General features: G+C 45.1%; 8 protein-coding genes. 1 reads left to right on the plus strand and 7 read right to left on the minus strand.

The features are described from left to right. Positions 1–15: 15 nt before the first annotated feature. The 7 genes from ABGU93_RS09040 to ABGU93_RS09070 all read right to left on the minus strand — a co-directional run bounded on the left by ABGU93_RS09040 (position 16) and on the right by ABGU93_RS09070 (position 10,975). On the minus strand, positions 16–2,247 hold the full coding sequence (locus ABGU93_RS09040) for an EAL domain-containing protein (RefSeq protein ID WP_347413140.1): 2,232 nt from the start codon (positions 2,245–2,247) through the stop codon (positions 16–18). Positions 2,248–2,356: 109 nt separating this feature from the next. After that, positions 2,357–5,557, minus strand: a complete 3,201-nt coding sequence (carB, locus tag ABGU93_RS09045; protein ID WP_347413141.1) for a carbamoyl-phosphate synthase large subunit — start codon at positions 5,555–5,557, stop codon at positions 2,357–2,359. Continuing rightward, positions 5,548–6,666 carry a glutamine-hydrolyzing carbamoyl-phosphate synthase small subunit gene (gene carA / locus ABGU93_RS09050; RefSeq protein WP_347413142.1) on the minus strand — a complete coding sequence of 373 codons (1,119 nt, stop codon included), beginning with the start codon at positions 6,664–6,666 and terminating at the stop codon, positions 5,548–5,550. Before carA ends, carB begins: the two co-directional genes overlap by 10 nt. 72 nt (positions 6,667–6,738) lie before the next feature. Continuing rightward, positions 6,739–8,007, minus strand: a complete 1,269-nt coding sequence (locus ABGU93_RS09055; protein WP_347413143.1) for an adenylosuccinate synthase — start codon at positions 8,005–8,007, stop codon at positions 6,739–6,741. Between the two features lie 347 nt (positions 8,008–8,354). Then, positions 8,355–8,939: an ANTAR domain-containing protein gene (locus ABGU93_RS09060; RefSeq protein WP_347413144.1), complete on the minus strand. Its 585-nt coding sequence runs from the start codon at positions 8,937–8,939 to the stop codon at positions 8,355–8,357. 33 nt (positions 8,940–8,972) lie between these two features. Beyond that, complete coding sequence (gene glnA, locus ABGU93_RS09065) at positions 8,973–10,301, minus strand: type I glutamate--ammonia ligase (RefSeq protein WP_347413145.1); 1,329 nt, start codon at positions 10,299–10,301, stop codon at positions 8,973–8,975. Positions 10,302–10,747: 446 nt separating this feature from the next. Next, positions 10,748–10,975, minus strand: a complete 228-nt coding sequence (locus tag ABGU93_RS09070) for a hypothetical protein (protein ID WP_347413146.1) — start codon at positions 10,973–10,975, stop codon at positions 10,748–10,750. 511 nt (positions 10,976–11,486) lie between these two features. On the opposite strand from ABGU93_RS09070, the gene ABGU93_RS09075 reads away from it, so the two are divergent. Beyond that, positions 11,487–13,586 carry a glutamine synthetase III gene (locus tag ABGU93_RS09075; RefSeq protein ID WP_347413147.1) on the plus strand — a complete coding sequence of 700 codons (2,100 nt, stop codon included), beginning with the start codon at positions 11,487–11,489 and terminating at the stop codon, positions 13,584–13,586. Positions 13,587–13,667 lie beyond the last annotated feature (81 nt).

The following is a 13,667-nucleotide window of genomic DNA, read 5'->3' on the forward strand; positions in this document are numbered from 1 at the left end:
CCTCTTCCCCAAAGATTAATTGTTCTTAAAAATCTGCTGTTCGAATTCGACAACCGTCATCGGCTTCCCAAAATAATAACCCTGAATGATATCACAGCCGAGTGCTCTTAACATTTCCACCTCGGTTTCGGTTTCGATGCCTTCGGCAACCACCGTCATCCCCAGTTTTTTAATCATGTTAATGGTAGACTCCACGACAATATGATTCTGTTCCCGTTTAAGGTGGCTATTGAAAAAGCCCTGATCCATCTTAATGACATCCAGGGGAAGATTACCCAACAGATTAATGGATGAATAACCGGATCCGAAATCGTCCATCGCCATTTTAAAACCATAATTCCGGAAGGCTTCGCCAATCTCAATGATCCGATCGACATCTTCAAAAATACTGGATTCAGTGAGCTCAATTTCCAGATTGCCGCGATTGATGCGGTATTGATTGGTAATACTCAAAACCCTTTCGATGAAGTCTGTCTGTCTGAGGTTTTTTCGGGAAACATTGACCGAAATCGATATTTCTGGATATTTTTTTTCTTCCCAACTCTTTAAGACTTTGCAAACCGCTTCCAGCATGAACATATCCAGCTTTTTAATAAACCCGGTTTGTTCAAAAATCGGAATAAACTCGCCCGGAGAGATTAGCCCTTTTTGGGGATGCCGCCACCGCACCAGCGCCTCACAACCGCAATAAGCATTAAGGTGAAGATTATACTTGGGCTGGAGATACATTTCAAACTCACTATTTTCCAGGGCGTCTTCCATTTGGTCCATGATTTCTTTTTCGTTCCCGATTTTTTTTCGGAAAGCATCCGAATAGAAAAACCAGCGTTGGTTATCCGCCGTTTTGGCGGCAATTCGGGCCATATTGGCCTTTTCCCGGATTTTTTCCAGATTCGCCTGTTTATCTTCAATTATATAAATACCAAAATGGCAGGAAAGCTTTTCCTTGATGCCGATGGCTTCGCGCTCTTTATTCAAAAAACGGACAAATTCTTTAATCCGTCGGGTTATTTTATCCTGGTCATCACAGACACAAAGGATCGCAAAATGATCCCCGGATACCCGGGCATAGGTCTCCTGTTTGGCCATCCGGGTTTGCAGAATCTTCACAACCAGCTGCAGAATCTGATCACCTTTTTCATGACCGTACTCTTCATTAATAAAGCGAAACCGGTCAATGTCAAAGGTTAGTAGGGCACAGTGGGTCACTGTTTTTGATTCCAGAATTTCAGTCGCTTCCTGTTTGAATTTCTGCCAGTTATTACCGCCGGTTACCTCATCCACATAGGCAATCCGTTCCAGTCTTTTTTTAGACCGATCCTGATAAAATAGAATGATCGCAAACAATAAGCTCATGGCCAGTAGGGCGGCGGCGATCAGCATCAAGGAATACCAACTGATCTGGGAAGTTTGGGCACTGATCACCTTCGTAGGCACCACCGTCATCATATACCAGTCATTGATAGCCAGGGGTTTATAGATAGTGTGTCGTTCCATGCCCGCATAATAATTGGTAAAACTACCACTTTTTCCAGCGGCCATATTTGTGATGATCGTTTCTAACTTATCCCCTTCTCGCAAATTTGCCTTTTCAAGCAGCTCAATAATATTATCAAAGTCTCCCGGGCTGTTGACATGAGCCGATGTAACCACGGCATCACCATTAGCTTTGACAATGTAAGAATAGCCCTGGTTGGAAAAACTGCCCACCTCCAGATATTTTTTCATATTCTCGGTTTCCACCGCAGCCGCCACCACAGCCACGACTTGACCGTCGTGAAAAACCGGTACCGCATAAACATTGATCGGTTGATCGTCGGCGTAATCGTTGATGGTGTCCGACACTGCCGCCGTCCCTTTGACGGCCGCCTGAAAATATGTCCGGTCGGCGATATTATAGGACAGCCCGTCGGAAGTCACAACGTCCCCATTGGTCAAGACAATCGCCATCCGTTTATAATCTCCCTCGGCAGCCTCCAGCTTGATCATATTAAGCATATGAACCTGATCAAAATTACCGCTGGCTTCAATCATTTTGCTGGTGGTTTTCAAATTCTCCAGTTCATTATTGACCTTGCTTTCCACCAGATCCACACCCCGGGTGCCAACTTCCGAAAGATATAAAAAAGTCTGCGTTCTCAGGGCTTGATTAATCAGGGCTACATAATACCAGCTCAAGGCAAAAAAAAGAACAACAGTTACAACCGCAATAAAACTTGCTTTAATCTTTTTAGACTTTGTGATCATCTGTCATCCCTTCTCTTTTTCGTTGTTATCTAAAGTTCTTTCCATTCTACCAAATAAAAAGAACTTATTCAACGCAATTGAATAAGTTCTTTTGTTAAAACAGTTCTGTTTAGCGGATATCTTTGATATCCACCAGTTCTATTTCGGCCATGGTGCGGTTGGATTTTAAACAATCCAGCAACGCCTGGGCGGTATCCAGCGAGGTCAGCAGCGCAATCGATGTTTCGACGCATTTTCGTCGCATCCGGACATCATCATGATGGGGCATCCGACCTTTGCTTGAGGTCGAAATTACGTAGTTCAGCTTACCACTTTCGATCAGATCGCCAATATTCGGCTTGCTTTCGGCCAGTCGGCGAACCACCTTGGTGGGGATATTGTTTTCATTGAGAATCAGAGCCGTTCCCACGGTGCCGTAAATGGTAAAGCCCATTTCATGGAATTGACGGCCGATTTCAACAATCGCCTCTTTATCCCGGTCTTTAACGGTCAGCAGGACCCCGCCGGAGCGTTCCATACTGCGGCCGGAAGCGACCAGGCCTTTGTACAGCGCATCGGCAAAGGTTTTGGCCACGCCCAGAACTTCTCCGGTGGATTTCATTTCTGGTCCCAACTGGGTATCGACATCCTGCAGTTTTGAGAAGCTGAATACTGGCACCTTGACTGCCACATAATCACCTTCCGGATAAAGACCCGGTTGATAGCCGAGATCCGCCAGCTTGTCGCCGAGCATCATTTTAGTGGCAATGTTGACCATCGGAATATCGGTAACCTTGGAAATATAAGGGACCGTCCGCGAGGATCGGGGGTTGACCTCGATCACGTAAACTTCATCTTCATAGATAACATATTGAATATTGACCATTCCGACAATATCCAGGGCTTTGACCAGCCGACCGGTGTAGTCGATGATGGTATCCTTGGTGCGTTGATCCAGGGTTTGCGGCGGATAAACGGAAATCGAATCGCCGGAATGAACCCCGGCCCGCTCAATATGTTCCATGATGCCGGGAATCAGATAGCTTTCACCATCGCTGATGGCATCCACTTCCACTTCTTTACCCATCAGATATTTATCGATCAGAACCGGGTTTTCCAGTTCCACGGCGGTGATAATATCCATATATTCGACCACGTCTTCCCGTTCATAGGCGATGATCATGTTCTGTCCGCCCAATACATAAGAAGGTCGCAGCAATACCGGGAAGCCTAACCGTTCAGCCACTTCCACCGCTTCGGCAGTGGTATAGACGGTTTCGCCCTGGGGCCTGCGGATCTGGCAGGATTCCAGCAGCTGGTCAAAGACTTCCCGATCTTCGGCAGCATCGATATTGGCCGGGGAGGTACCCAGCACCGGCACGCCCATTTCTTCTAAATAGCGGGTCAGCTTGATGGCGGTTTGGCCGCCAAACTGAACAATGGCACCGATGGGTTTTTCGGTTTCCACCACCGAACGGACGTCTTCTTTGGTCAGCGGTTCAAAATAGAGGCGGTCCGAGGTGTCAAAATCGGTGGACACCGTTTCCGGGTTGTTGTTGATGAAAATAGCTTCATAGCCTTTTTCCCGCAGTGCCCAGGCACAATGGACCGAACAATAGTCAAACTCAATACCCTGGCCGATCCGGATCGGACCGGAGCCGAGGACCAGAATCCGTTCTTTACCGGAGGGATGTTCTTCGATAAATAAGGCCGCCTCATTTTCTTTATCCCGGGTTGAATAAAAATAGGGGGTCTGAGCCGCAAATTCGCCGGCGCAGGTATCAACCATTTTAAAAGAAGCGTAGGTTTTAGGATCTTCCTGAATCTTTTCGCCGGATAGTTCCTCAATGGTTTTATCCAGAAAGCCGATTTCCCGGGCAACCCGGACCCGTTCTTCGGTTAAACCCAGGGTTGCCAGGTCTTTTTCCATGACCGCCAGATGGCGCAGCTTATCCAAAAACCATTTATCAATTTTGGTAATGGCAAAGATGGTATCCAGTGGCACACCGCGTTTGATGGCTTCATAAACCACAAAGGAACGTTCATCATCAGATGCTGCCAGCATGGTCATAATATCTTCATCACTGGCTTCCACCAACTTTTCAACGGTTAATGTCTCCATCCCCAATTCAATCGAACGGATCGCCTTCATCATCGCATGTTCAAAACTGGAGCCAATCGACATGATTTCACCGGTGGCCTTCATCTGGGTGCCTAAGGTTCGTTTGGCATAGACAAATTTATCGAAGGGCCAGCGCGGGAATTTAACAACGATATAATCCAGGGCCGGTTCAAAACAGGCAGTGGTGGTACCGGTGACCTCATTGATGATTTCATCCAGTGAGAAACCAATGGCAATCTGGCTGGCGACTTTGGCAATCGGGTAACCGGTGGCTTTTGATGCCAGCGCCGATGAACGGGAAACCCGGGGATTAACCTCAATTACCGCATAGTTGAAGTTTTCCGGATTAAGGGCAAACTGACAGTTACAGCCGCCTTCAACCCCCAGCGCCGAAATAATTTTCAGGGCCGAGGTTCGCAACATCTGGAATTCCTTATCACTCAGGGTCTGACAGGGTGCCACGACGATGGAATCACCGGTGTGAATTCCGACCGGATCAAAGTTTTCCATACTACAGACGGTAATGACATTGCCTTTGGCGTCCCGCATGACTTCAAATTCAATTTCTTTCCAGCCGGCGATCCCTTTTTCGACCAGAATCTGGCTGATCGGTGATAAGCGAATACCGTGGGTGGCAATTTCTTCCAGCTCCTGCTGATTGGCGGCGATCCCGCCACCGGTACCACCGAGGGTAAAGGCTGGTCGGACGATCACCGGATAACCAATGGTTCCCGCAAAACGGACCGCGTCTTCCACCGTCACAACCACTTCAGAGGGAATACAGGGTTCACCAATTTCCCGCATCATATCCTTAAAGGCTTGACGGTCTTCAGCTTTTTCAATGGTTTCCAGGTTGGCACCCAGTAGCTTGACGCCGTGGGCATCCAAAAAACCTTCTTTGGCCAACTGCATCGACAGGGTCAGCCCGGTTTGGCCGCCCAGGGTTGAGAGGATGCTGTCTGGTTTTTCCATCAGGATAATCCGTCTGATTACTTCCAGGGTCAGGGGTTCAATGTAAATTTTATCCGCCATGGCTTTATCGGTCATGATCGTCGCCGGGTTGGAGTTAATCAGGATGACTTCCAGTCCGGCATTTTTTAAGGCTTTACAGGCCTGGGTGCCGGCGTAGTCAAATTCGGCCGCCTGGCCAATCACGATGGGGCCGGAGCCGATCACCAGGACTCGTTTAATATCGCTTCTTAAAGGCATCCTTGTTGCCCCCTTTCCATAAGATCAGTAAATTGTTCAAATAAATAACCGGTATCGTTGGGGCCAGCGCTGGCTTCGGGATGAAACTGCACGGTAAAGGCGTGGATGTCCGGATATTCAACCCCTTCGCAGGTACCGTCATTGAGGTTGAAATGGGTCACCTTGCCCACTGCCGCGGGAATACTTTCCGGCACCACTGCATAACCGTGGTTCTGGCTGGTAATAAAAACCCGGTCCCGGGTGACATCTTTAACCGGCTGATTCATGCCCCGATGGCCGTATTTCAGCTTAAAGGTTTCACCGCCCATGGCCAGTGCCAGCAGCTGATGACCCAGACAGATGCCAAAAATGGGCTTGCCATATTTAACAAAATCTTTGAGGTTTTCAATGATTTCAATATTTTCGGCCGGATCACCCGGTCCGTTGGACAGCATGATCCCATCGGGATTAAGCATCCGAATTTCTTCGATGGTGGTATTAGCCGGCATTACAGTCACGTTACAGCCTAAACGCAGCAACATCCGTAGAATATTATGTTTATACCCATAATCAATCAGGGCCACGTGGTTAGCCCGGTTAACCTGGCTGTAGTACCAACCCTTGTTTTTTCGGGTCACGGCCTGAACCGGATTGACCACTTTAAAGTCGCGGATTTTTTCCATCAGCGCTTCTTTAGTCGTGGCAATATCTTCGGTGGTGATGGCACCATTCATGGTGCCATGTTCCCGGATTACCCGGGTAATGGCCCGGGTGTCGACATCCCAGATCCCAATTTTATCCTGTTCAATCATAAACTCGTTGATATTATGCGTATTTCTGAAATTCGACGGTTCTTCACACCATTCTTTGGTAATATAACCGTTGATCCAGCTGCGTTCTGATTCCATATCGTCGCTGTTGATCCCATAGTTTCCGATTAAAGGATAGGTTTGCAGCACAATCTGTCCATAATAAGACGGATCCGTCAACACTTCCTGGTAACCGGTCATCCCTGTGGTAAAGACGATTTCGCCAATGGTGGTGCCTTCGCACCCAAAATTATAGCCTTCAAAAACACTGCCATCCGACAGCACCAACCAGGCCCGCTTATCTCGTTTGTAATAAGACATTGTCTACCTCCGTATTAGTTATTTCCAAAAAATACCTGATTGCACGCAACCAGGTATTTCAATTTAGCACATTTATCGAATTGCTAAGTCCTCTCGGTTCGGGCCAACGCCTACATAGGCAATGGTCGTTCCAACCAAGTCTTCAATTGTTTTAATGTATTTTTTTGCATTCTCTGGTAAATCTTCCAGTCGGCGGATTTTTGTGGTATCACTCATCCAACCGGGAAGGGTCATATAAACCGGTTCGACCCGTTCCAGGTCCTCGGTGTTGGGAAAATCTTTAATTAATTCGCCATCTAATTTATAATCCACACAGATTTTAATCTCCGGCAGATCATCCAGCTTATCAATTTTACATAAAGCCAATTCATCATAGCCATTAATGGCATGCGTATATTTTAAGACCGGAATATCAATCCAGCCCAACCGACGGGATCGGCCGGTTCGGGCACCAAACTCATCGTCTGGTTTTTCGCCGGTACCCCGCAGGATATCGATGGTGCCGCCAAATTCTTCAGTTGGAAAGGGACCGGCGCCGACAGCACTGGAAAAGGCTTTGGCCACGCCAATGACCTTATCAATTTTCTTGGCCGGAAAGCCGCCACTGACTGCGGCATAAGCAGCAATCGGGTTGGATGAAGTAACATATGGGAAAATCCCCAAATCAATATCTTTCATGGCTCCCAATTGACCCTCGAAAAGAATACTCTTATCGGCGTCAATCATGTCATGTAAATAACCAACCGGATTGACAATCATATGACCAAAGGTTTTGGCCCAGAACTCACATTTGGCAAACAGGGCTTCTACCGTGTAGGGTTCTATCTTATAGGAAGCCATTTGGTCATTGACCACGGGTACAATGGTTTCCAGTTTCTTTTTGGCATTATCAAGATTCAGTAAATCTTCAAAGCGCAGACTTTTTCGCATGGCTTTATAGGCATAGGCTTGACCGATGCCACGCTTGGTGGTACCAATGCCGCCGCTGGCTTCCATCAGTTCATCCAATTTTTGATGATAGGGCATGAGGATATGAGCTTTGGCCGATATTTTAAGTCCTTCCAGGCTTACCTTTGCTTCAATGATCTGTTGCATTTCTTCAAGTAAAACATCCGGATTAACAACCACGCCGGTTCCGATTAAACATTGACAATCTTCGTCGAAAACACCGCAGGGAATTAAATGAAGTTTGAAAATACCATAATCATTAATAACAGTATGACCTGCGTTGTCGCCCCCTTGAAACCGAACAATTAAATCAGACTGTTTGGCGAAATAATCCACCATTTTGCCTTTGCCTTCATCGCCCCACTGGGCGCCAACTAATACAGAAATCGACATTTATTCTCATTCCTTCCATCAACCTCAGACCTGAAGCGCCTCGGTAGCCTGCATTTGCATCCATTTTTACCAGAGGGCCTTGATCGAACACCACTTATTAGCATCTTTAATTATTTTTAAATATAAAATTTATGGGATCATTTTTTCCCACAGCATTATAACATAAAGCCATCGGATTTGTTCCACATATTTTTTATTTTTTCAATGATATTGTTTACATTTTTTTCTTTTGGCTGTTTAAGCCAGTAGTCTTAAGAATCAGCTTCTGTCCTTAAAGCTTATCATGTAAAAAGCTTCATAACAAGGTTTTATCTCGTCAGGAAGCTTAATTTGATGATTTTCTATTATTATCGGTTGCCTTGCTTTTTATCATAAGTTTTGATAATCTGTTCAGCCACCTTGCGGGGCGATGTCCGCATATCCATGGCCTTCTTTTGAATATAGCGGTGGGCCTGGTCTTCGGTCATGTCCAGATGCCCCATCAGGAAGAGTTTGCCCCGATAGACAACGCCGAGGTCGTCTATTTTTGCTTTCAAGGCCTGGTTCTGACTTTGCAGCTTTTGAATTTTTTCCCGGGACTGACAGACAAAGCGGACGTTTTGTACCAACAGCTGCCGGTTCAGGGGTTTAGGAACCACAAAAGCCGCTGTATCAACCAGTTTTTCTTCAACGTGATCCACCAGTTCGCTTTTGACAATGAGGATCACCCCGACCATAAATTTTTCCAGAATATCAACGGCAAAATCCACACCGAATTCATCACCTAAAGGGGTGTTCACGATCACCAGATCATATTCAATTTCCTGGAGTCTCCGCCGGCCTTCAGCAGCTGAATTCGCCGAGTCGATTAGTTGAAAATTCATCGGGCGTAAAATATCGGCCAGCCCGCGGATGACGTCATCTTGTTTACATACCAATAATACGCTGCTCATCCCCTTCACCTCCTGCCGTAAAGTATTTTCTGTTTAATAAGTTAAGAGGTAGCGATCAATTTCCCAGGGGTGAACGGTTTTAATGTAGTCCATCCATTCGGCGGTTTTCAGCTCAATGTATTTTTCAGCCAGGCTTTCCCCCAGCACGGTTTTAATTAACGGGTCGGCGGCCATTTCAGTCAGGGCGTCCATTAAGGTGATCGGCAGCTCCTGAATGTTTTTAACCGCCATCGGATCTCTGGTTATTTCATCTTCATCCAGTTTTAATTCGTCCATCAATACCAGTTTCTTTTCAACCCCTTCAAGACCGGCCGCCAGAATAATGGCAAAGGTTAAATAGGGATTGCAGGTGGGATCTGGTCCGCGCAGTTCAAAGCGATAATACTCATCAGATTCCATCGGGATTCGGATCAGCGGCGAGCGGTTGCCAAAACCCCAGCCAATATGTCGGGGTGCTTCCTTGCCGCCGGTTAAACGCTTATAGCTGTTAACCAGGGGATTGGCAATGGCGGTCATGCCTTTAACATGGGCCAGAACGCCGGCCATAAATTGTCGGGCCTCTTCACCGAGAACGCCGTCCTTATTTTCGAAAATATCCTGTCCGTTCTTTAGCAGCGATACATGAATATGCATCCCGCTGCCCGGCTCTTCCATCAGCGGTTTTGGTAAAAATGAGGCATGAACCCCATTTCGCTGGGCCACGGTTTTGACCACGGTTTTAAAGGTCATGATCTTATCGGCTGCATATAAGGCATCGTCGTATTTAAAATCAATTTCATGCTGGCCCCGGCCGGCTTCGTGCCGCGAACTTTCGATTTCAAAGCCCATATCTTCCAGGGTCAGACAAATCTCCCGGCGGGTGTTTTCGCCCCGATCATAAGGCGCCAAGTCAAAATAACCGGCCTGATCGGTGGGAATGGTGGTCGGATCGCCGTTTTCATCCTGTTTGAAAAGATAAAACTCGCATTCTGCGCTGGTGTTAAATTCATATCCCAGGGCTTTGGCCCGGCTGATTGTTTCCTTTAAGATATAACGACTGTCCGCTTCAAAAATATCGCCATTGGGATATCTGATATCACAGAGAATTCTAGCTACCTTTCCTTGCTGCGGCCGCCAGGGTAAAAGCTGAATGGTGCTGATATCCGGATACAAGACCAGATCCGTATACCGTGATTCTGAAAATCCCACCACTAACGAGGCATCAAAAGGAATCCCGCTGGCCAGAGCACGTTCCATCTGCATTGCCGTAATGGCAATATTTCGATTTTGTCCAAAGAGATCGCAAAACTGAAGACGAATAAATTTCACATCATTCGCTTCAATAAATTTCATCGCTTCAATTATATTCTTCGCTAAGCTCATTCTAAACCTCCACTTATTTAAATAAGAAGCATATCGATTTACTTCTCACCGATATCATTTATTCTTGATAATTATATCGATTATTTAAACCGATCAATACCTGCCTATGGGTTTGTTCTGTTTTGTACCCATTTCCCCGATAAATCCACATATTTTGCACCATTGCCTGACTTCAAACAAAAAAAGAACATGCTAAATGATCCCCTCTGTAATCTGAAAATTTCAGGAGGATCGAACGCCTTTGTTCTTTAATCACTGTTCTTATTCTATTTTTGTATACAATGTACTTTGTGTGTTAGTTCTATCATTAAAACACATTTCTACTAATGTTTCAATTTATTTTTAACTTATTTTGCCTGACAAGGTTTTCAGATTATTTTTACTGCTGATAACCCTTCAAACTTCCAGCTCAAAGGGTTTTATTCAGCAAGTCTACAGGTTTTTACTTATTGAACCTGGCCTTTTTCCATTTGGGCCAGAACTACCTGTCTTAACATCTCCATCGAACCGGCAAATTCCTCCAGTGTTAAGCCTGGCACGCGTTCCGCAACCAGCCGATAACCGGCTTCAAAGTCTTCAGCGGCGTTTAACGCCATCATTAAATCGGCATCTCCCAGTAAGGCATCCAGTACCTTGACATGTTTTTCTTCATCCATTTCAAACTTAATGCTCATTTTAATTTCCTTTCGTTATTAATCCTCAAAACTTAGTCAAAATTATTTTCCAACCCATTTTATTGTGGTTTTTCCTTCACATTATATAGCAGGCATTGATTTTTGTAAATCATTCCCGTGACACTTAAGAAGCTGATAACCATTACATGTATTTTATTGTAAATTTTACTTTACAAGACACTTTTCATCGTCTATAATAAGCTTAAATTTAAATAATGATAACGGCCACAAAAGTGGAGATAGCAATGGTGCTTTGAAAGTGTAATGATAACTTTCTAAGGCGCTTTTTTTTTAGCCACTTTCGAGTTACCCCGCCAGGGTTTCCAAAAGCAGTTATCGATCTTTTCAGATAGTACCCATCTGAAAATTCATACCTTGTCAGAAAGAAGGTATTCTATTAAATTAGCAAGAGACCTTCGATTTGATTTTTCTTAGCTTTTATTGTAACATATCTGACAATGGTGCCATATATGTTATAGTTATACAAATTATATTTTAGGAGGACACACACGTGCCAATTAATGAAAATGTATCCGAACTTTTTGGATCAAAAGTTTTTAACTCCGGTGTTATGCGCAAGCGCTTACCAAAGCACATTTATGCTTCACTGTTAAAAACAATGAAAGAGGATTTACCTCTGGAAGAAAACGTCGCTGAAGTTGTGGCGAATGCCATGAAAGACTGGGCTTTAGAATTGGGTGCGACTCATTACACGCATTGGTTCCAACCAATGACTGGTATCACTGCTGAAAAACATGATGCCTTCATCAACCCAACTGAAGATGGCAAAGTCATTATGGAATTCTCCGGAAAAGAATTGATTAAGGGCGAACCGGATGCTTCTTCTTTCCCTTCCGGCGGACTTCGGGCAACCTTTGAAGCTCGTGGTTATACCGCCTGGGATCCAACATCCTATGCCTTTATTAAGGGAACGACCCTTTATATTCCCACCATTTTCTGTTCTTACTCTGGCGAAGTTCTTGATAAGAAAACGCCACTGTTACGATCCATGCAGGCGCTTAATACCCATGCGGTTCGTATTTTAAAATTGTTCGGCAAAGACGATGTCAAAAAAGTCACCTCCACCATTGGTGCTGAACAGGAATATTTCCTGATCGAACGGGAAATGTATAAAAAACGTAAGGACTTGATCCTTTCCGGCCGTACCTTATTTGGTGCCAAACCACCTAAAGGCCAGGAAATGGAAACGCATTACTTTGGTAAAATCCGTGGTCGTGTTGCCAACTATATGGCCGATCTGGATCAGGAATTATGGAGCCTGGGTATCGCCTCAAAAACACGACACAATGAAGTTGCCCCTGCCCAACATGAATTAGCTCCCATTTTTTCTAACACCAACATTGCTACCGACAACAACCAACTGATTATGGAATTCATGCAACGGGTTGCTTACCGTCACGATCTGGCTTGTCTGTTACATGAAAAACCATTTGATTTTGTCAATGGATCAGGAAAGCACAATAATTTCTCGATGTCTACCAACACCGGTGAAAACTTATTGGAACCCGGCAAAAATCCTGTTGAAAACAAGCAATTCCTGCTTTTCCTTTGCGCTGTTATTGAAGCTGTTTACAAATACAGTGAAATGCTCCGTATTACCGTAGCAACCGCTGGTAACGACCACCGTCTGGGCGCCAACGAAGCACCACCGGCGATTGTTTCCGTTTTCCTGGGCGAGCAATTAACCGCTGCATTAAAATCCATCGAAACTGGCAAACCAGTATCTGAAGCAAAAGATCTGGTCATGGAACTTGGGGTTAACAGCTTACCAAAATTCATCATTGATGCAACTGACCGAAATAGAACTTCCCCATTTGCCTTTACCGGAAACAAATTTGAATTCAGAATGCTGGGATCAAACCAATCGATTTCAGGCCCTAACATTACCATCAATACGATTGTCGCTGATGTATTAAAAGAATACGCCGATGAACTGGAAAAAGCCGACAATTTTGATACTGCGCTGGATGCATTGTTGCAAAACACTGTGAAAGAATGCAAAAATATTGTCTTTAATGGTAATAACTACTCCGATGAGTGGGTTGAAGAAGCGGCCCGACGTGGTCTGCCAAACTTAAAAACCACTCCGGAAGCACTGGCCGAATTTACTTCTGAAAAGAATGTCAAACTTTTTGAACGACACAACATCTTTACTCCGGCAGAAATGGATTCTCGTTATGAAATTCATTTGGATGAGTATATTAAAACGATCAACATTGAAGCCTTAACCATGCTCAACCTGGCTAAACGTGAAATCTCACCGGCAGTTGTTACCTATACAAAAGAGGTTGTTGATACCCTGATTGCGAAAAAAGCTTGTGGCGATGCCATCGACGTTTCAGCCGAAACAACCCTGGTTGAAAGATTATCCAAACTTTCCGGCGACCTGATTAAAGCGATTGATGCGCTTGAAACCACTCTTGCCGGTGCAAAAGATTGTGACTCAGCTCAGGCTGAAGCCAACTATTCCTGTGAAAAAATTATTCCGGCCATGGGAACGCTGCGTGTAGCTGCGGATTCTCTTGAAGAAATCGTTGCTGAAAAATACTGGCCATTCCCAACCTACGAAGATATCTTATTCTACGTATAACTACAAAACACTACAATAAAAAAATAATTGGGGTTGGGATTTATCCCCCTCCCCCAGTTATCATATTTCATGTTAAACTAT

This window comes from Acetobacterium sp., assembly GCF_039830195.1.
In the GTDB taxonomy this organism is placed as follows: Bacteria; Bacillota; Clostridia; order Eubacteriales; family Eubacteriaceae; genus Acetobacterium.

Excerpts from the sequence above, each read along its gene's own strand:
- ABGU93_RS09060 (WP_347413144.1), bottom strand. The coding sequence starts at position 8,939 with ATGAGCAGCGTATTATTGGTATGTAAACAAGATGACGTCATCCGCGGG.
- ABGU93_RS09040 (WP_347413140.1), bottom strand. The coding sequence starts at position 2,247 with ATGATCACAAAGTCTAAAAAGATTAAAGCAAGTTTTATTGCGGTTGTA.
- carA (WP_347413142.1), bottom strand. The coding sequence starts at position 6,666 with ATGTCTTATTACAAACGAGATAAGCGGGCCTGGTTGGTGCTGTCGGAT.
- ABGU93_RS09070 (WP_347413146.1), bottom strand. The coding sequence starts at position 10,975 with ATGAGCATTAAGTTTGAAATGGATGAAGAAAAACATGTCAAGGTACTG.
- ABGU93_RS09055 (WP_347413143.1), bottom strand. The coding sequence starts at position 8,007 with ATGTCGATTTCTGTATTAGTTGGCGCCCAGTGGGGCGATGAAGGCAAA.
- glnA (WP_347413145.1), bottom strand. The coding sequence starts at position 10,301 with ATGAGCTTAGCGAAGAATATAATTGAAGCGATGAAATTTATTGAAGCG.
- carB (WP_347413141.1), bottom strand. The coding sequence starts at position 5,557 with ATGCCTTTAAGAAGCGATATTAAACGAGTCCTGGTGATCGGCTCCGGC.